The following is a 16312-nucleotide window of genomic DNA, read 5'->3' as shown; positions in this document are numbered from 1 at the left end:
GTGGCCGTCAGGCCGGCATGCGGTGCATGGCACAAAGCTTGTTGCCGTCCGGATCGCGCAGATAGGCGAGGTACAGATTGCCTGCCGCGCCCGAGCGCACGCCCGGCGCATCCTCGATCGCGGTGCCGCCAGCCTCGACACCAGCCTTGTGCCACGCATCAGCCTGCTCCGGTCCGTCCATCGCGAAACCGATCGTGCCGCCGTTGGCATGGGTCGCAGGCTGGCCGTCGATCGGCTTGGTGACCAGGAACAGGCCGCCATTGTGCATGTAGATCAACCTGCCGCGATCGTCCTCGATCGCCGGGCGCCCACCGACCGACGCGAACAGCGCGTCATAGAATTTCTTCGATCGGCCGATGTCGTTCGACCCGACCATCATGTGACTGAACATTGATCCTCTCCCCTAGAGCGAATTACCGGGCGTTGCCCGGCCGCGCGCTTTCTGGGGCAGCCGGCTCGCCGCGACAAGCTTCAGGAATTGAGAAAAGGCGCCGCTATCCCGGGCCGTACGCGCAGCAGGCGTCCCGTTGCGCGATCGATCAGCGCCCAGGTCGTAATGCCCTCCACTAGCACGCGTCCGTCGTCAGCGGTGAAGCAGAAATGCCGGTCGAAGCGCGCGCCGCGCGGCGGCTCAGGCACCCAGGTCTCGCCCAGGGCGGTGGCCCCGGCTGGCAGGTTGCCGCGATAGTCGATCTCGTGCCGCGTCACGACCCAGATGTATTCGGCGCGATGCTCCGCCGGCGCCACCGTCTCCCAATGCGCCACCGCCAGTTCCTGCACCCAGCGCACCCAGACGGCGTTGTTGACGTGGCCGAGCTCGTCGATGTCGTCGGGCGCCGCCGTGAAGGTCTTGGTGAAGCTCATCGTCCCTTCCACCAACGCACGAGCTGGAAGATCGCGAAGCCGCCCGCGAGCACCGCCACGCCGGCCAACAACGTCTGGCGGCTGGGTTGGAGCCGTCCCGCCATCTCGGTCACCGCCTCGCCGAACCAATAGCCCAGCGCGGTGAAGACCCCAGCCCAAAGTGCCGCCGCCGCGGCATTCACGGCGACGAAGGTAGCCGTCGGCACCTTGCTGGTGCCGATCGCGATCGGGCTGACGGTGCGAAAACCATAGAGGAAGCGGAAGGCGAAGATGAAGCCGACCGGATAGCGCTCCAGCAGCTGCAACGCCTTGGCAAAGGCGCGCTGCTTCATCCAGCGCTGCACCATCGGCCGATCGCGATACCGGCGGCCCGCGGCGAAGAAGAACTGATCGGCGAGGAAGGAGCCGATGGCGGCGGCCAGGAACACCGCCGGCCAGGAGGCAAGCCCCTGATGCGCGATCAGCCCGCCCGCGATCACCGCGGTTTCCCCTTCCAGCACAACCCCGGCGAACACCGCTGCCACCCCCCAGCGCGCGACGATCGCCTCGATCGTCATGCGCTCGCCGCCCGCATCGACAGTCGGGCGCGAACGACGGCAACGGTACCATCAGGCGTCCGGGGCTGGCCGCTGCTCACTCCTCCACGCCCAGCTGCCACAGCACGAACGCATGTTCCTCTGCGGCCTCGCGCAGGCTCTCGAACCGGCCCGATTTGCCGCCATGGCCAGCGCCCATGTTGGTCTTGAGCAACAGGATATTATCGTCGGTCTTGGTCGCGCGCAGCTTCGCCGCCCATTTTGCCGGCTCCCAATAAGTGACGCGGGGGTCGTTGAGGCCGCCGGAGATGAACAAAGGCGGGTACGCCTGCGGGCGCACATTGTCATAGGGGCTGTAGCTGCGGATCAGCTCGAACGCGGCGGGATCGGTGATCGGATTGCCCCATTCGGGCCATTCACCCGGCGTCAGCGGCAGGCTTTCGTCCATCATCGTGTTGAGCACGTCGACGAACGGCACGTCCGCGATCACCGCGCCCCACAATTCGGGATCGGAATTCACCACCGCCCCCATCAGCTCGCCGCCAGCGGAACGGCCGGCGATCGCGATCTTCCCCTCGCTCGTCCAGCCGCCGGCAATCAGGCCGCGCGCCACGTCGACGAAGTCGTTGAACGTGTTGGTGCGCTTCTCGAGCTTGCCGTCATGATACCATTGCTGGCCGAGATCGTCGCCGCCGCGGATATGCGCGATGGCATAGGCGAAGCCGCGATCGAGCAGCGACAGCCGCCCCGTCGAGAAGCCAGGGGGGATGGCATGGCCGTAGGCGCCATAGGCATAAAGGAACAGCGGCCGGCTGCCGTCCTTCGGAAAGTCCGCCGGATAGACGATCGAAACCGGCACGTCGGTGCCGTCGCGCGCGGTGATATGCAGCCGCTCGGTGCGATACTTGTCCGCATCATAGCCCGACGGGATCTCCTGCACCTTCAGCGTCGTCAGCGTGCCCGTCGCGGTGTCATAGTCATAGACGGTGCCGGGCGTGACCATCGACTCATAGCCGAGACGAAGCACCGTCTGGTCATGCTCGGGATTGTCGCCGAGGCCGGCGGCATAGCTCGCCTCCGGGAAGGTGATCCGCTTTCCCTCGGTCGGCGCGTCGTAGCGGTGGACCGCCACCTGATCGAGCCCGTCCTCGCGCCCTTCCACGACGAAGAAGTCACGGTAGCACTCGACGCCCGTCATGTAGAAATGCTTCGACGGTGCGATCAGCTCGCGCCACTCGCCCGGCGCGCTGATCGGCGCGGTGACGAGCCGCCACATCGGATCCACGTCATTGGTGTGGATGAACAGCGTGTCGCCATGGGTGTCGACGTCATATTCCCGGCCGGGCTTGCGCGGCGCAACCAGGATCGGCGCCGCCAGCGGATCGGCGGCGGGCAGCAGCCGCACCTCGCTCGTCACGTGATCGCCGGTCGCGATCACGATCCAGCGCCGGTCGCTCGTCTCCGCCACCGCGACGCGGTAGCCCTCGTCATCCTCATGGTAGAGCTCGACATCCTCGGCCGGGTCAGTGCCCAGCCGGTGCAGCCGCGCATTGTCCGTCCGCCACTCCTTGTTGGCGAGGCCATAAAGGAAGCCGCTGTCATCCGCGGTCCACACGATGTCGGACAGCATCCCGGGGATCGTGTCGGGAAGCAACTCGCCGGTCCCCAGATCCTTGACATGGATGGTGAAGCGTTCCGATCCATTGTCGTCGATCGCATAGGCAAGCTTCATGCCGTCGTTCGACACGGCGAAAGCGCCCAGCCGGAAATATTCCTTGCCCTCGGCCAGCGCCGGCTCGTCGAGCAACAGCTCGTCCGGGCCGCCCGCGACGGGCTTGCGCCACCATTTGCGATACTGGCCGCCGGTTTCGTACGCTGTCCAGTACAGCCAGTCGCCGTCCTTCTGCGGCACCGAGGATTCGTCCTCCTTGATGCGCGCCTTCATCTCTTCGTACAGCCGGTCGACCAGCGGCCGGTGCGGCGCCATCGCGGCCTCGAAATAAGCGTTCTCCGCCTCGAGATAGGCGAGCACGTCCTTGTCACTAACGTCGGGGTAATTTGGATCCTTCAGCCAAGCCCACGGATCGGCGATAGTCGTGCCATGGGTGGTGAACTCGTGCGGGCGGGTAGCGGCGATCGGTGCGGGCGGAAGCGTCATTTCCCCTTTGTGGCGATGACGAGCAGCGATGTCGACCGGCGACGATTGCAGGAATTGCAATTTGGCGGAATCGTTTTGCACTTGCGGAACATCATGCTGCGATGCACAAGGATCGGGCCTTTCAGGCATCCTCTCCTAAAAACTTTCATGGCCGATCCCTCACGGGGTCGGCCCTTTTTTTGCGCTCGGCCGGCCGGAACGAGTCGCTTGCCCGTGCGCTCAACGTCGGCGATGGCGAGTCTGACCATCTTCAGGGGGAAATAAGCGCATGGCCGGTGGCTTGGTCGCGTTGCTTGATGACATTGCGGCGCTCGCGAAGCTGGCGACTGCCAGTCTCGATGACGTCGCTGGCGCTTCCGCCAAGGCCGGGTCCAAAGCAGTTGGCGTGGTGATCGACGATACCGCGGTCACGCCGCGCTACGTCACCGGCCTGTCGCCGGCACGCGAACTGCCGATTATCTGGAAGATCGCGCTCGGCTCGCTGCGCAACAAGCTCATCTTCCTGCTGCCTGCGGCCCTCGTCCTCTCCGCATTTGCGCCCTGGGCGATTACCCCGATCCTGATGGCAGGCGGCGCGTTCCTCTGTTTCGAAGGCGCAGAAAAGATCATCGAAGCGGTGTCGGGCGAGCACCATGGCGAGGAAGCGTGCGAGATCAGCGATCCCAAGCTGCTTGAGGATCGCCAGGTCGCCGGCGCAATCCGTACTGATCTCATTCTCTCCGGCGAGATCATGGCGATCGCGCTTGCGGAGCTTTCCGACCAATCGATCCTCAACCAGGCAATTGCGCTGGCGCTCGTCGGCATCGCCATCACCGTTGGTGTCTATGGCGTCGTCGCGCTGATCGTGAAGATGGACGACATCGGCTTGGCGCTGGCCAAGCGTGACAATGCAGGAACGCAGGCGGTCGGCCGCGGGCTGGTCGCCGCCATGCCCAAGGTGCTGAGCGCGCTCGGCATCATCGGCACCGCCGCCATGCTATGGGTGGGCGGGCAGATCATCGTCCACGGCCTGCACGAATTTCACCTGACGCCGGTGCCCACGTGGATCGAGCACGCCAGCGAATTGGCGTCGCACGCCCTGCCCTCGATCGGCGGCATTGCTTCCTGGATAGTGAATGCCGGCCTGTCCGCGGTCCTCGGCATTATCGTCGGCGGCATCATCGCCGGGCTGATGCACCTCAAGCCGAAGAAGCATTGAGCGCCGGCGGCGCGGCAGCCGTGCGCTGTCGTTACGCCGCGCTGCGGGTCAGACTAAGGAACACGTCCTCCAAGTCCGCCTCGCGAGTCGAAACGTCGACGATCCCAAAGCCGGCGCCCTGCACCGCTGCCAGCACCTCGCCGGCGTTCACCTGATCCTTGGAATAGGTGATCGACAGCGTGCGATCGCCCTTCAGCGCGATCTTCTGGAAGCACGCCGCCTCCGGTAGCGCCGTCACGTCACGCTCGACGGTCACGTCCACCACCTTTTCCTGCGCCCTGCTCAGCAGCTGGCGCGTCGGCTCGTTGGCGACGACCGTGCCGTGATTGATGATCGCGATCCGGTCGCACAGTTCCTCGGCTTCCTCGAGATAGTGCGTCGTCAGCACCACCGTGACGCCGCCCGCGTTCAATTCGCGGACATAGGCCCACAATTGCTGGCGAAGCTCGATGTCGACGCCCGCGGTCGGTTCGTCGAGCACCAGCACCGGCGGCGAATGAACCATCGCCTTCGCCACCATCAGCCGCCGTTTCATGCCGCCCGAGAGCGTCCGGGCATAAGCTTTCGCCTTGTCCTCCAGATGCACGGCACGCAGCAACTCCATCGATCGGCGCTGCGCCTTGGGAATCCCGTAGAGCCCCGCCTGGATCTCCAGCGTTTCGACGGGCGTGAAGAAGGGATCGAACAGGATCTCCTGATTGACGATGCCGATCGACGCCTTGGCATTGCGCGGATGGGCATCGATGTCGAAGCCCCAGATCGAGGCCGATCCGCTGGTCTTGTTCACCAGCCCCGCCAGGATGTTGATCAGCGTCGACTTACCGGCGCCGTTCGGCCCCAGCAGGCCGAATATCGTCCCCTGCGGCACATCGAAGCTGACGCCGTCGAGCGCGCGCTTGCCGCCCTCATAGGTCTTGCACAAGTCACGGATGGCGATCGCGGCGTCGGTCATGCCGGCTGGGTTAGGCCTGCCGGCGCGTGAAATCCATGGGGCGATTGATCGTGATCCGCGGCCTTGCTAACGCGGGCCCATGTTGCCGCCGCCCGAAGTCACCCGCGTCTCGCACCACCGCGTTGCTTGCGACGGCGCTCATGCCGGCTTGCCCGCCGCGCTCGGCCACCCGCGCGTATGGCTGGAGATCGACGAGACCGGCTATGTCGATTGCGGTTACTGCGATCGCCGCTTCGTGCTGATCGGCGGCCCGGCCGACGGCGCGGACCAGTCCCAGCTTCCCGATCACGGCGACGGCGCAGGCCGCTAAGACCGCAGCGCGCGGCGAAGCCAGCGTGCAGCGAACATTTGCCATCGCCGCGCGACGCCCTACATTCCGGGGATGACCGCGACCGATCCCCGCTCGTTTCTTTACCGCGACACGCTGGACCCTGAAGCTGCCAAGGCGCTCACCGCCAGCGCGCTCGGCAAGGCCGATGATGGCGAACTGTACCTCCAGTACCGCAAGTCCGAAGCATTCGGCTTCGACGATGGCCGGCTGAAGACCGCGAGCTACGACACGCATTCCGGCTTCGGCCTGCGTGCCGTGTCGGGCGAGATGACTGCCTTCGCCCACGCCAGCGAATTGTCGGAAGCCGCGATCAAGCGCGCGGCAGAGACGATGCAGCTGATCGATCCTTCGAGCGGCCCCAAGGCTGGCCCGCCGACCGGCACTAATCAGCGGCTCTATACCGACGGCGATCCGCTCGATCTCGTGCCTTTCGCCGACAAGGTAAACCTGTGCCAGACGATCGACGCCGCCGCCCGTGCACGCGATCCGCGCGTGGCGCAGGTTTCGGTCAGCCTCTCGGGCTCGTGGAGCGTGGTCGAGGTCGTCCGCCCCGACGGCTTCGTCGCGACCGACGTTCGCCCGCTGGTGCGCCTTAACGTTTCGATCGTGGTGGAGCAGAACGGCCGCCGCGAAACGGGCACCTTCGGCATCGGTGGCCGCTACCTCTACGAATCGCTGTTTGACGAGGCGACGTGGAATCGCGCGATCGACGAGGCCTTGGCACAGGCGCTGGTCAACCTCGATTCCGTGGCGGCACCCGCCGGCGAGTTCACCGTGCTGTTCGGGCCGGGCTGGCCGGGCGTGTTGCTGCACGAGGCGATCGGCCACGGCCTGGAAGGCGATTTCAACCGCAAGGGCACCAGCGCCTTCTCCGGCCGCATCGGCGAGCAGGTCGCCGCGCGCGGCGTGACGGTGGTGGACGATGGCTCGATCCGCGATCGCCGCGGTTCGCTGACGATCGACGACGAGGGCACGCCGACGCGCGAAACGATCCTCATCGAGGATGGCTTCCTCAAAGGCTACATGCAGGATCGTCTCAACGCCCGCCTGATGGGCGTCGAGCCGACCGGCAACGGGCGCCGCGAGTCGTTCGCCCACGCGCCCATGCCGCGCATGACCAACACCTTCATGAAGGCCGGCAACGACGATCCCGCCGAATTGCTCAGCCGCGTCAAGAACGGCATTTTTGCCAAATCCTTCGGCGGCGGCCAGGTCGATATCGTGTCGGGCAAGTTCGTCTTCTCCTGCACCGAGGCGTACAAGGTGGAGAACGGCAAGATCGGCGCGCCGATCAAGGGCGCGACGCTGATCGGCGACGGCCCGACCGTGCTCACCAAGGTGCTTGGCGTCGGCAACGACTTCGCGCTCGACGAGGGCGTCGGCATGTGTGGCAAGGGCGGGCAGAGCGTGCCCGCCGGCGTTGGCCAGCCCACGCTGCTGGTCGGCGGACTGACGGTGGGCGGCACCGCCGCCTGACGTCAGAAGCCGATGATCAAGAGGTCTAGCGCGCCCTTGACGTCGAATTCACGCTCGGAAACCGAGGCGATGGTTTCAACAATTGCCAGCCGATCGATCGCGCCAGCTAGCTGCGTGATCATCGCATAGTCGCGTCCATTGATCCGGAAGGTCGGGTTCAACCGATCGATTGGCTGTGCGTCCGTATGCCTCAATGGCGCTACGAAACGAGTCGGCAGCGCACTGAGCAAATTCGACTGACAATCCACCACAAGCCCGCCGCCGCGTACGCGATAGACATCGAACTGCGCCATCAGCGAATACGAAGCTCGGTCAGGGGATCTCCCTCACGCGCATACCATTCGGCGAACTCGGCGATCGCCGTCTCATTCTCCTCCTTCCAGCGGCGTTCCCGCTCGGCTTGGATCTCGGCGCGCAACGCAGCCTCGGTAACACGCGAGAGATTGATGCCAGCGGCGCGCGCTGCAGCAACGACGCCCTCGTCCACCGACAAGTTCACCGATTTGCGCTTGCCGGTGACGAGGGGATCATGCTTCATGCGCAAAGTTTATGCGCACTGCGACAGCGCGTCAACGAACGGAGCGTTCCCCATGGCCGAGTTCTTCCCCGCCCTCACTGAAGCGCATCGTACGTTCGTTGAGCGTCAGCCGGTGTTCTTCGTCGCCACTGCGGCGGAAGGAACGCGGATCAACCTCAGCCCCAAGGGCATGGACAGCTTCCGCGTGCTCGACGATCGCACCGTCGCGTACCTCGACGTGGTCGGTTCGGGGAACGAGACCAATGCGCACCTGCTCGCGGACGGGCGTATCACCATCATGTTCTGCGCCTTTGATCAGCCGGCGTTGATCTTCCGCATCTATGGCCGCGGGCGGGCCGTACTGCCGCAGGACCCCGAGTGGGGCGCACTTCACGCGCATTTCACCGCCTTGCCCGGCACGCGCCAGATCTTCGTCGTCGCCATCGATCAGGTGCAAACGTCGTGTGGCTGGGGCGTGCCGCAGATGACGCTCGATCGCCCGCGGGACACGCTCAACAAGTATAATGCGAAGTACAGCGACGAGGAGCGGCTGGATTACTGGCGCTCGGCCGAGGGCAAGAGCATCGACGGCCTGCCGACCCGCCTGCCGGACGCGCTGCCGGGTGCTGCGGTCTAGTCTTCGCTCCCGGCCGGACCAATCGAGCAAGCAATTCGTTCAACAACCATGAGCCTCGTCGAAGTCGGCCGCTACGATCGTAACCTTGCCAATATCATCGTTGGCCGCCTGGAAAGCGAAGGCATAGCCGCACTTGCCTTCGATGGCGGCGCGTCGATTGCCGATGGCAGCTGGCTGCTCATTCCCGTGCGGGTGATGGTCGACGAAGACGATGTCGCTCGTGCGCAGACGGTGATCAATGCTGCCTGATTCTTGAGCAGAACACCGCATCTGCACAAAAACTAACGCGCCTTCATCAACGTTTCGGCTCTGTTACCGTCTGGTTGCACTTGGCACGACGGTTGCGAGGGGTGCCCCCGGGTAACGGGAAAGGGGGCGCGATGAAACTGGTCATAGCCATCATCAAGCCGTTCAAGCTCGACGAGGTGAGGGAAGCGCTCACCACGATCGGGGTGGCGGGGATGACGGTCACCGAGGTCAAGGGGTTCGGCCGGCAGAAGGGCCAGACCGAAATCTACCGCGGGGCCGAATACAGCACCAACATGGTGCCCAAGATCAAGATCGAGGTCGTTTGCGCCGCCAACCTGGCGGACCGGGTCGTGGAGGCGATCCAGTCATCGGCGAATACCGGCGCGATCGGCGACGGCAAGATCTTCGTCCTCGATGTCGGTCAGGCGGTGCGCATCCGCACCGGTGAAACCGACGACACGGCGCTCTGAGGGGGGATGAGCATGAAGCAAGCATTGAAGATTGCCGGCGCCCTGGGCCTCGGCGCCGCGGCGTTGGCCGCGCTGCCCGCCTGGGCTCAGGCGCCCGCCGCCGCGCCCGTTCCGAACAAGGGCGACACTGCCTGGATGATGGTGGCGACCGTCCTCGTCATGACGATGATCGTGCCGGGTCTCGCGCTGTTCTACGGCGGCCTCGTTCGCACCAAGAACATGCTGTCGGTGCTCACTCAGGTCATCGCGGTAGCCAGCTTCGCCATGATCATCTGGGTGATCTACGGCTACACCATGGCCTTTGGTGACGGCGGCAACGCCTTTATCGCCGGGTTCAACAAGCTGTTCCTCGCCGGCGTCACGCCGGATTCGACTGCCGCCACCTTCACCGATGGCGTCGTCATTCCCGAATATGTCTTTATCGCGTTCCAGATGACGTTCGCGGCGATCACCGTCAGCCTGGTCATCGGCGGTCTTGTCGAACGCATGAAGTTCTCCGGCCTCATGGTCTTCGCCCTCGTGTGGCTGACGATCGTCTATTTCCCGATCGCCCATATGGTGTGGGCGGGCAACGGCCTGCTCTTCAACTGGGAGCCGGCCGCGCTCGATTTCGCCGGTGGCACGGTCGTCCACATCAACGCCGGCATCTCGGCTCTGGTGGGCGCGATCATCATCGGGCCGCGCCTCGGGTACAAGAAGGACATCATGGCCCCGCACTCGCTGGTCATGACGCTGATCGGCACGGGCCTCCTCTGGGTGGGCTGGTTCGGCTTTAATGCGGGCTCCGCGCTGGAAGCCAATGGCTCGGCCGCTCTTGCCATGATCAACACCTTCGTCGCGACTGCTGCTGGCGTCCTGTTCTGGATGCTGACCGAGCGGATGCTGGGCCACAAGGCCTCGCTGCTCGGCGCCTGCTCTGGTGCCATCGCGGGCCTGGTGGCGGTGACACCGGCGGCCGGCAATTCCGGCCCGTTCGGCGCGATCCTGCTCGGCGCGATCGCCGCGATCATCTGCGCCTATTTCGTCGTCGCGGTGAAGCCCAAGCTCAACCTCGACGATTCTCTTGACGCTTTCGGCATCCACGGCATCGGCGGCATCGTCGGGTCGATCGGCACCGCCTTCACCATGCTGCCGGGCCTCGGCGGCCCGGGCGCTGCTGACTATGCCCTCGGCCCGCAGCTGGTGACCCAGGTGGTCGCGGTCGCAATCTCGGTTGCCTGGGCAGGTGTTGGCTCGGGGATCGCCTTTACCGTTGCCAAGGCAGTGACCGGGCTGCGCGTCAGCGAAGAGGTGGAGCGCGAAGGCCTCGACCTCGGCGAGCATGGCGAGCGCGCCTACAATTATTGACGAGATTGGGGGCCAGCTGCGGCCGGTTCCCCAAACGATGTTCCTCCTGCGGACGCCACTTGGGCCCGGTACTCGTACCGGGCCTTTTTTTGTCGGCGAGTGCACACGCGCGCAGAATCAGCGCGCGCGGCGACGATCAATCCGTCCGATGAGGATCAGGAAAGCGCCGCCATAACGGCGCGGCGCTTAATGGCCGTAGCGTTTGATGCCCTGCAGCCGCAGCTTGCGGCGCTTCCGCCGGACCAGCGTGACGCCGATCCAGGGAACCAGGGTGACGATCGTCAGCCCGATCAAACCATAGGCAATGAGTTCGCGTGTCGTATCCAAAACGAGCTTCCGTCCTATCGGGGTGCGGTGAAAGAGCTCATCGCACTCATCGAGGTTCCCCGACAATGACGGCTGATCAGCGATTGCGCGCTCCTGCCGTCACTCTCCCCGGGGAGCCATGACACAAAATCTGTTGAGCGCCTAACGCGTTGCAGCCGAGATCATGGTTAACCCTGCAGGCTGACGCGGCCGCCGGCGTGGCGTTCCAGCCGACCGCCTAGCTCCAGTTCCAGAAGCACCATCTGCGCGATCGGTGCCGACACGCCGGATTGGCGGATGACCTCGTCGATCGAGACCGCCACCGGGCCTAAGAGGTTGGTGACCAGGCGCCGGGCGCTGTCGTCCGCATCGGCCGCCGGCTCAGCCTCGAAGAAAGTGGGCGGCGATCGCACCAGCCGCGCATCCAACGGGCGGATCTGTTCGATCACGTCTGCCGCCTTCTGGATCAGGGTGGCGCCCTCCCGGATCAGCAGATTGCATCCTTGCGCGCGCGGATCGAGCGGGCTGCCGGGCACCGCCATCACCTCGCGCCCCGCCTCGTTCGCCAGCCGCGCCGTGATCAGCGAGCCGGACTTGGGCGCCGCCTCCACCACCAGCGTTCCCTGCGCCCATCCGGCGATGATCCGGTTGCGATACGGGAAGTGCCGCGCGCGCGGTTCCGTCCCCGGCGCCATCTCCGCCACGAGCAGCGCCTCCTCGCCAATCCGCCGCTGCAGCTCGGCGTTCTCGGGCGGATAGATGACGTCGATGCCGCCTGCGATCACCGCCACGGTCGCGCTGCCGGCACCGACATGCGCGGCCGTATCGATCCCGCGCGCGAGGCCCGAGACGACCGTCACGCCTTCCGCCGCCAGGTCATAGGCGATGCCGCGCGCAAAGCGGCACGCCGCGGCCGAGGCATTTCGCGCGCCGACGATTGCGACCGGCGGGCGCTCGGCCGGCGGCAGGGTGCCCCTCACCGTCAACACTGCCGGGGCGTCATCGAGCTCGGCCAGCAACCTCGGATATGCCGCATCGTCAAGAAACAGGTGGCGGGCACCCAGCCGCGCGACGGTCTCGACCTCCCGGCTGATCACCGCCGGATCGGCCAGTGCAATCATCCGTCCGCCGCCGCGCCGCGCCAGATCCGGAACCGCCGCGATGGCACGGCGTGCATCGCCGAAGCGGCGCAGCAATTGTCGATAGGTGACCGGGCCAATGCCCGGCGTTCGGATCAGCCGAAGCCGATCGAGGCCATCCTCGGCGCGATCCGCATCAGCCACGCTTCGCGCCAATGCGCGGCTCAGCCCCTTCGATCAGCCGCCCGATATTGGCGCGATGGTTCCAGATCACGAGCAGCGCCAGCGCGAACAGCAGCGGCACGAGATCGAACCGCCCCAGCACCGCGGCGCCCACGGGCGCGCTCGCCGCCGCCGTCATCCCGGCGACCGAGGAGATACGCAGCAGCGCAAGCATCCCGATCCACACCACGGCGAACACCAGGCCCAGCGGCGGATGCAGCGCCAGCACGATGCCCATGAAGGTCGCCACGCCCTTTCCGCCGCGGAAGCGCAGCCAGATCGGATAGCAGTGGCCGATGAACGCGCCAGCCGCCGCCAGCTGCTCGTTGTCCGGCAATATGGCCGATGCGATCACCACCGCCGCCCAGCCCTTGGCCAGATCGAGCAGCAGCGTCGCCGCCGCCAGCCCCTTCCGACCGGTCCGCAGCACGTTGGTCGCGCCGATGTTGCCGGAACCGATCTGGCGCAGGTCTCCCGCGCCGCCGAATCTGGTTAACAGCACGCCGAACGGGATGGAGCCGAGCAGATAGCCAAGCAGAACGGCCGCAACGGGCGGCATCCAGACGATCTCGGTGTTCAGGTACGATCCCTCCCGATGCTCATGACGATAGCTCAACGATCATCACGTTTCTACTGACCTGTATCAAACCGGATGCGGCGGCTAATGCGCGCTTCATGTCCGATCCGCGCCCCATCCTGTTCTTCGATTCGGGCGTCGGCGGCCTGTCGATCGCCGCCCCGGCCCGTTCGGCCGTGCCCGATGCGCGGTTCGTCTATGTCGCTGACAGCGCCGGCTTTCCTTATGGCATCCGCAGCGAAATGGAAATCGCCGGCCGGGTGCCCGCGCTCCTCGGCCGGCTCGCCGAGCGTTATGATCCGCGGCTGATCGTGATCGCGTGCAACACCGCCTCCACCATCGCGCTCGGGGCGGTGCGGGCGGCGCTCGACCTGCCGATTGTCGGCACCGTGCCTGCGATCAAGCCCGCGGCGGAAGCAAGCCGCAGCCGCACCATCGGCGTGCTCGGCACTGCCGCCACCGTCCGCCAGGCCTATGTCGACGATCTCGCGAGTCGCTTCGCCGCCGATTGCCGCGTCATTCGTTACGGCTCGGCGGAACTCGTCACCCTTGCCGAGGCGAAGCTTCGCGGTGACGCCATTTCGCCGGGCGAGGTTCGTACCGCGATCGCGCCGATGCTGGCGGCACCGGGCGCCGACGAGATCGATACGATGGTGCTCGCCTGCACTCACTTCCCGCTCCTCACCGACGAGCTTGCCCGGGCCGTCGACCGCCCGATCACCTTCGTGGACGGCGGCCCCGGCATTGCGCGGCGCATCGCCTATCTGACGCGCGGGCAGACATTCGCACGCTCCCAGCCGGACCTCGCGGTGTTTACCGGAGACATCGCCCCCGGCCTCGAACGCGCGCTCGCCAGCTATGGCTTCGACCGGCTCGAACGGCTCTGATCACCCGCCCGCGCAGCGGGAACCGCAGCCGCGGATCTGAGTTAGCGCCCCGGCCGATCACTCAAAAAGCCCGAATCCGCTGGAAACCGCGGGTCGGGAAGAGTAAGCGCGCCCCATGTCCATCGACGCTCTTTCGGCCAAGCCGGTCGATTACACCCGCGCCTTTTCGCAGGCGATCGACCGTCTCCACGCCGAAGGCCGCTACCGCGTCTTCATCGATATCCTGCGCAACAAGGGTCATTACCCCAGCGCGCGCTGCTTCGCCGGCCACAATGGCCCGAAGCCGATCACCGTCTGGTGCTCGAACGATTATCTCGCGATGGGCCAGCACCCCAAGGTGATCGCGGCGATGGAAGAGGCGCTGCACGACGTCGGCGCCGGCTCCGGCGGCACGCGCAACATCGGCGGCAACACGCATTACCATGTCGACCTGGAGGCTGAACTCGCCGACCTGCACGGCAAGGAAGGCGCACTGCTGTTCACGTCGGGCTATGTCTCGAACGAGGCGACGCTGGCGACGCTCGCCAAGGTGCTGCCGGGATGCATCATCTATTCGGACGAACTGAATCACGCCTCGATGATCGCTGGCATCCGCAACGCGGGCTGCGAGAAGCGCGTGTTCCGCCACAATGATCTGGCGCATCTCGAGGAACTGCTCGCCGCGGACGATCCTGCGACGCCCAAGCTGATCGCGTTTGAGAGCGTCTATTCGATGGAGGGCGACGTCGCCCCGATCGCGGCGATCTGCGACCTTGCCGACAAGTACAATGCGCTGACCTATCTCGACGAGGTTCACGCGGTCGGCATGTACGGCGCGCGCGGCGGCGGCATCTCGGAGCGTGACGAGGTCGCGCACCGGCTGACCATCATCGAAGGCACGCTGGGCAAGGCCTTCGGCGTGATGGGCGGCTATATCGCCGCGGACAAGACGATCATCGACGTCATCCGCAGCTATGCCCCCGGCTTCATCTTCACCACCTCGCTCTCGCCCGTGTTGGTCGCCGGCGTGCTAGCAAGCGTGCGCCACCTCAAGAGCTCCTCGGTCGAGCGCGAGGGCCAGCAGGCTGCTGCCCGCCGGCTGAAGGCGATGATGACCGAGGCCGGGCTGCCGGTGATGGTGGGGGACACGCACATCGTGCCGGTGATGGTCGGCGATCCGGTGAAGGCGAAGAAGATCAGCGACGTGCTGCTCGCCGAATACGGCATCTACGTTCAGCCGATCAATTACCCGACCGTGCCGCGCGGCACTGAACGGCTGCGCTTCACGCCCGGCCCGGCGCACAGCGAAGCGATGATGCAGGAACTGACCGACGCCCTGGTCGAGATCTGGGATCGCCTGGAGCTGCGCAAGGCCGCGTAAGCGCTTTTCCGCGTGCGGAGAGCGCGGCGCTCCCCCATACTCCCAGCATCCACCGTGCCGCGCACTCAGCCGCCGCGGGTCAAGCCCAACCATGGATGCTGAAACGAGTTCAGCATGACGAAAGGGGAGGCGCCGAGCGCCATTCCGCTTCGACAATCCGAACTCGAACCGGCTAGAGCGCTCCGCTCGTGAGTTCGAACAAGGGAAGACAATCATGCAGGCAGTCGGCATCATCGGCGCAGGGCAGATGGGTGCGGGGATCGCACAGGTTTCCGCCCAGGCCGGCTATCGCGTGCTTTTGACCGACGTCGACAAGGCACGCGCGGAAGCGGGCAAGGCCGGCATCGCCCGGCAGCTCGATCGAGCGGTCGAGAAGGGCAAGATCGATCCGCAGGCACGTGATCAGGCGCTGGCGCGGATCGAACCGATCGAGGGCGTCCAGGGCATGTCATCCTGCAGCCTCGTCATCGAAGCGGCGACCGAGCGCGAGGAGGTGAAGCGCGCGATCTTCGCGCAGGCCGGCACGGTGCTCGGCCATCAGGCGATCCTCGCCTCCAACACCTCGTCGATCCCGATCACCCGGCTGGCGCAGGCCTCGCCCGATCCGGCGCGCTTCATCGGCGTGCATTTCTTCAATCCGGTGCCCGTCATGGGCCTGATCGAGGTGATCCGCGGCCTCGCTACCGCCGACGAGACGGTGAAGACGGTCGAGACCTATGCCACCGCCCTCGGCAAGGCGGTGGTCCACGCCAATGACGCGCCGGGTTTCATCGTCAATCGCATCCTGATGCCGATGCTGAACGAGGCCTGCTTCGCACTGGGCGAGGGCGTCGCGACGGTCCGCGACATCGACCTTGCCTGCCAATTGGGCCTCAACCACCCGATGGGGCCGCTGACGCTGGCCGACTTCATCGGGCTCGACACCTGCCTCGAAATCACCCGCGTATTATTCGAGACCACGGGCGATCCCAAGTTCCGCCCCGCCCCGCTGCTGGTGAAATACGTCGAGGCCGGTTGGTACGGGAAGAAAACCAAGCGCGGCTTCTACGACTATAGCGGCGACACGCCCTTCCCGACCCGCTGACATCCACGATAAAGCCCCTCTCCGTCAGGAGAGGGGTTCGGGTGAAGCCTGCCCTCCAATCG

General features: G+C 65.8%; 20 protein-coding genes. 10 read left to right on the top strand and 10 right to left on the bottom strand.

Features of this window, described 5'->3' with window-relative positions; all coding sequences use genetic code 11:
- Window positions 1-7: 7 nt before the first annotated feature.
- The 4 genes from ACH0CP_RS05550 to ACH0CP_RS05535 form a co-directional block, all read right to left on the bottom strand.
- Window positions 8-391, bottom strand: a complete 384-nt coding sequence (locus ACH0CP_RS05550) for a VOC family protein (RefSeq protein WP_294441912.1) — start codon at window positions 389-391, stop codon at window positions 8-10.
- An 80-nt stretch (window positions 392-471) separates the two neighbouring features.
- The gene (locus tag ACH0CP_RS05545) at window positions 472-864 is read right to left on the bottom strand and encodes a thioesterase family protein (protein WP_294441913.1); all 393 of its coding nucleotides are present in this window, start codon (window positions 862-864) and stop codon (window positions 472-474) included.
- On the bottom strand, window positions 861-1421 hold the full coding sequence (locus ACH0CP_RS05540) for a DedA family protein (RefSeq protein WP_294441914.1): 561 nt from the start codon (window positions 1419-1421) through the stop codon (window positions 861-863). The genes ACH0CP_RS05545 and ACH0CP_RS05540 overlap by 4 nt, the downstream gene beginning before the upstream one ends.
- Window positions 1422-1497: 76 nt before the next feature.
- Window positions 1498-3558, bottom strand: a complete 2061-nt coding sequence (locus tag ACH0CP_RS05535; protein ID WP_406888345.1) for a S9 family peptidase — start codon at window positions 3556-3558, stop codon at window positions 1498-1500.
- A gap of 268 nt (window positions 3559-3826) precedes the next feature.
- Between ACH0CP_RS05535 and ACH0CP_RS05530 the strand changes: the two genes are divergently transcribed.
- A complete protein-coding gene (locus tag ACH0CP_RS05530) occupies window positions 3827-4756 on the top strand; it encodes a DUF808 domain-containing protein (RefSeq protein WP_406875828.1) in 930 nt (309 codons plus the stop codon).
- Between the two features lie 31 nt (window positions 4757-4787).
- Here the strand turns inward: ACH0CP_RS05530 and ACH0CP_RS05525 are convergent, their stop codons facing one another.
- Window positions 4788-5708: an ABC transporter ATP-binding protein gene (locus ACH0CP_RS05525; protein WP_406875829.1), complete on the bottom strand. Its 921-nt coding sequence runs from the start codon at window positions 5706-5708 to the stop codon at window positions 4788-4790.
- Between the two features lie 79 nt (window positions 5709-5787).
- Here ACH0CP_RS05525 and ACH0CP_RS05520 point away from each other — a divergent pair, with 79 nt between their 5' ends.
- Complete coding sequence (locus ACH0CP_RS05520; protein ID WP_294441918.1) at window positions 5788-6018, top strand: zinc-finger domain-containing protein; 231 nt, start codon at window positions 5788-5790, stop codon at window positions 6016-6018.
- A gap of 72 nt (window positions 6019-6090) precedes the next feature.
- Window positions 6091-7515: a metalloprotease TldD gene (tldD, locus tag ACH0CP_RS05515; RefSeq protein WP_406888347.1), complete on the top strand. Its 1425-nt coding sequence runs from the start codon at window positions 6091-6093 to the stop codon at window positions 7513-7515.
- A gap of 2 nt (window positions 7516-7517) precedes the next feature.
- Here tldD and ACH0CP_RS05510 read toward each other — a convergent pair whose 3' ends face one another.
- Window positions 7518-7808 (bottom strand): CcdB family protein, encoded by a 291-nt coding sequence (locus ACH0CP_RS05510; protein ID WP_294441920.1) that lies wholly within the window; start codon window positions 7806-7808, stop codon window positions 7518-7520.
- On the bottom strand, window positions 7808-8053 hold the full coding sequence (locus tag ACH0CP_RS05505) for a type II toxin-antitoxin system CcdA family antitoxin (RefSeq protein WP_294441921.1): 246 nt from the start codon (window positions 8051-8053) through the stop codon (window positions 7808-7810). The genes ACH0CP_RS05510 and ACH0CP_RS05505 overlap by 1 nt, the downstream gene beginning before the upstream one ends.
- A 52-nt stretch (window positions 8054-8105) precedes the next feature.
- Between ACH0CP_RS05505 and ACH0CP_RS05500 the strand changes: the two genes are divergently transcribed.
- From ACH0CP_RS05500 to ACH0CP_RS05485, 4 genes are all read left to right on the top strand, one after another.
- Window positions 8106-8669 carry a pyridoxamine 5'-phosphate oxidase family protein gene (locus ACH0CP_RS05500; RefSeq protein ID WP_294441922.1) on the top strand — a complete coding sequence of 188 codons (564 nt, stop codon included), beginning with the start codon at window positions 8106-8108 and terminating at the stop codon, window positions 8667-8669.
- 48 nt (window positions 8670-8717) lie between these two features.
- The gene (locus ACH0CP_RS05495) at window positions 8718-8918 is read left to right on the top strand and encodes a DUF2007 domain-containing protein (protein ID WP_294441923.1); all 201 of its coding nucleotides are present in this window, start codon (window positions 8718-8720) and stop codon (window positions 8916-8918) included.
- 131 nt (window positions 8919-9049) lie between these two features.
- Complete coding sequence (locus ACH0CP_RS05490; protein ID WP_066781918.1) at window positions 9050-9388, top strand: P-II family nitrogen regulator; 339 nt, start codon at window positions 9050-9052, stop codon at window positions 9386-9388.
- Window positions 9389-9400: 12 nt separating this feature from the next.
- Window positions 9401-10735: an ammonium transporter gene (locus ACH0CP_RS05485; RefSeq protein WP_294441924.1), complete on the top strand. Its 1335-nt coding sequence runs from the start codon at window positions 9401-9403 to the stop codon at window positions 10733-10735.
- 186 nt (window positions 10736-10921) lie between these two features.
- Here ACH0CP_RS05485 and ACH0CP_RS05480 read toward each other — a convergent pair whose 3' ends face one another.
- The 3 genes from ACH0CP_RS05480 to plsY all read right to left on the bottom strand — a co-directional run bounded on the left by ACH0CP_RS05480 (window position 10922) and on the right by plsY (window position 12901).
- Entirely contained in the window at window positions 10922-11062 is a 141-nt protein-coding gene (locus ACH0CP_RS05480; RefSeq protein WP_294441925.1) for a hypothetical protein, read from the bottom strand.
- Window positions 11063-11229: 167 nt separating this feature from the next.
- Window positions 11230-12324 (bottom strand): DNA-processing protein DprA, encoded by a 1095-nt coding sequence (dprA, locus tag ACH0CP_RS05475; RefSeq protein WP_294441926.1) that lies wholly within the window; start codon window positions 12322-12324, stop codon window positions 11230-11232.
- Window positions 12317-12901 (bottom strand): glycerol-3-phosphate 1-O-acyltransferase PlsY, encoded by a 585-nt coding sequence (plsY, locus tag ACH0CP_RS05470; RefSeq protein WP_294441935.1) that lies wholly within the window; start codon window positions 12899-12901, stop codon window positions 12317-12319. The genes dprA and plsY overlap by 8 nt, the downstream gene beginning before the upstream one ends.
- A 116-nt stretch (window positions 12902-13017) precedes the next feature.
- On the opposite strand from plsY, the gene murI reads away from it, so the two are divergent.
- The 3 genes from murI to ACH0CP_RS05455 all read left to right on the top strand — a co-directional run bounded on the left by murI (window position 13018) and on the right by ACH0CP_RS05455 (window position 16250).
- Window positions 13018-13806: a glutamate racemase gene (gene murI / locus ACH0CP_RS05465; protein WP_294441927.1), complete on the top strand. Its 789-nt coding sequence runs from the start codon at window positions 13018-13020 to the stop codon at window positions 13804-13806.
- A 115-nt stretch (window positions 13807-13921) separates the two neighbouring features.
- Entirely contained in the window at window positions 13922-15166 is a 1245-nt protein-coding gene (hemA, locus tag ACH0CP_RS05460; RefSeq protein ID WP_294444237.1) for a 5-aminolevulinate synthase, read from the top strand.
- A 214-nt stretch (window positions 15167-15380) separates the two neighbouring features.
- Window positions 15381-16250 (top strand): 3-hydroxybutyryl-CoA dehydrogenase, encoded by an 870-nt coding sequence (locus ACH0CP_RS05455; RefSeq protein ID WP_294444220.1) that lies wholly within the window; start codon window positions 15381-15383, stop codon window positions 16248-16250.
- The last annotated feature ends 62 nt before the right edge of the window (window positions 16251-16312 follow it).

Source organism: Sphingomonas sp. 179-I 2A4 NHS, assembly GCF_045369135.1.
Taxonomy (GTDB): domain Bacteria; phylum Pseudomonadota; class Alphaproteobacteria; order Sphingomonadales; family Sphingomonadaceae; genus Sphingomonas.
This window is presented reverse-complemented; position numbering and strand designations above follow the sequence as displayed.

Bases quoted from the DNA above. Each gene is read 5' to 3' on its own strand.
- ACH0CP_RS05490 (WP_066781918.1), top strand. From the start codon at position 9,050: ATGAAACTGGTCATAGCCATCATCAAGCCGTTCAAGCTCGACGAGGTG.
- ACH0CP_RS05545 (WP_294441913.1), bottom strand. From the start codon at position 864: ATGAGCTTCACCAAGACCTTCACGGCGGCGCCCGACGACATCGACGAG.
- ACH0CP_RS05530 (WP_406875828.1), top strand. From the start codon at position 3,827: ATGGCCGGTGGCTTGGTCGCGTTGCTTGATGACATTGCGGCGCTCGCG.
- ACH0CP_RS05510 (WP_294441920.1), bottom strand. From the start codon at position 7,808: ATGGCGCAGTTCGATGTCTATCGCGTACGCGGCGGCGGGCTTGTGGTG.
- ACH0CP_RS05535 (WP_406888345.1), bottom strand. From the start codon at position 3,558: ATGACGCTTCCGCCCGCACCGATCGCCGCTACCCGCCCGCACGAGTTC.
- ACH0CP_RS05540 (WP_294441914.1), bottom strand. From the start codon at position 1,421: ATGACGATCGAGGCGATCGTCGCGCGCTGGGGGGTGGCAGCGGTGTTC.
- ACH0CP_RS05495 (WP_294441923.1), top strand. From the start codon at position 8,718: ATGAGCCTCGTCGAAGTCGGCCGCTACGATCGTAACCTTGCCAATATC.
- plsY (WP_294441935.1), bottom strand. From the start codon at position 12,901: ATGCCGCCCGTTGCGGCCGTTCTGCTTGGCTATCTGCTCGGCTCCATC.
- ACH0CP_RS05455 (WP_294444220.1), top strand. From the start codon at position 15,381: ATGCAGGCAGTCGGCATCATCGGCGCAGGGCAGATGGGTGCGGGGATC.
- ACH0CP_RS05525 (WP_406875829.1), bottom strand. From the start codon at position 5,708: ATGACCGACGCCGCGATCGCCATCCGTGACTTGTGCAAGACCTATGAG.
- ACH0CP_RS05520 (WP_294441918.1), top strand. From the start codon at position 5,788: ATGTTGCCGCCGCCCGAAGTCACCCGCGTCTCGCACCACCGCGTTGCT.
- ACH0CP_RS05500 (WP_294441922.1), top strand. From the start codon at position 8,106: ATGGCCGAGTTCTTCCCCGCCCTCACTGAAGCGCATCGTACGTTCGTT.
- ACH0CP_RS05485 (WP_294441924.1), top strand. From the start codon at position 9,401: ATGAAGCAAGCATTGAAGATTGCCGGCGCCCTGGGCCTCGGCGCCGCG.
- tldD (WP_406888347.1), top strand. From the start codon at position 6,091: ATGACCGCGACCGATCCCCGCTCGTTTCTTTACCGCGACACGCTGGAC.
- ACH0CP_RS05505 (WP_294441921.1), bottom strand. From the start codon at position 8,053: ATGAAGCATGATCCCCTCGTCACCGGCAAGCGCAAATCGGTGAACTTG.
- hemA (WP_294444237.1), top strand. From the start codon at position 13,922: ATGTCCATCGACGCTCTTTCGGCCAAGCCGGTCGATTACACCCGCGCC.
- ACH0CP_RS05550 (WP_294441912.1), bottom strand. From the start codon at position 391: ATGTTCAGTCACATGATGGTCGGGTCGAACGACATCGGCCGATCGAAG.
- murI (WP_294441927.1), top strand. From the start codon at position 13,018: ATGTCCGATCCGCGCCCCATCCTGTTCTTCGATTCGGGCGTCGGCGGC.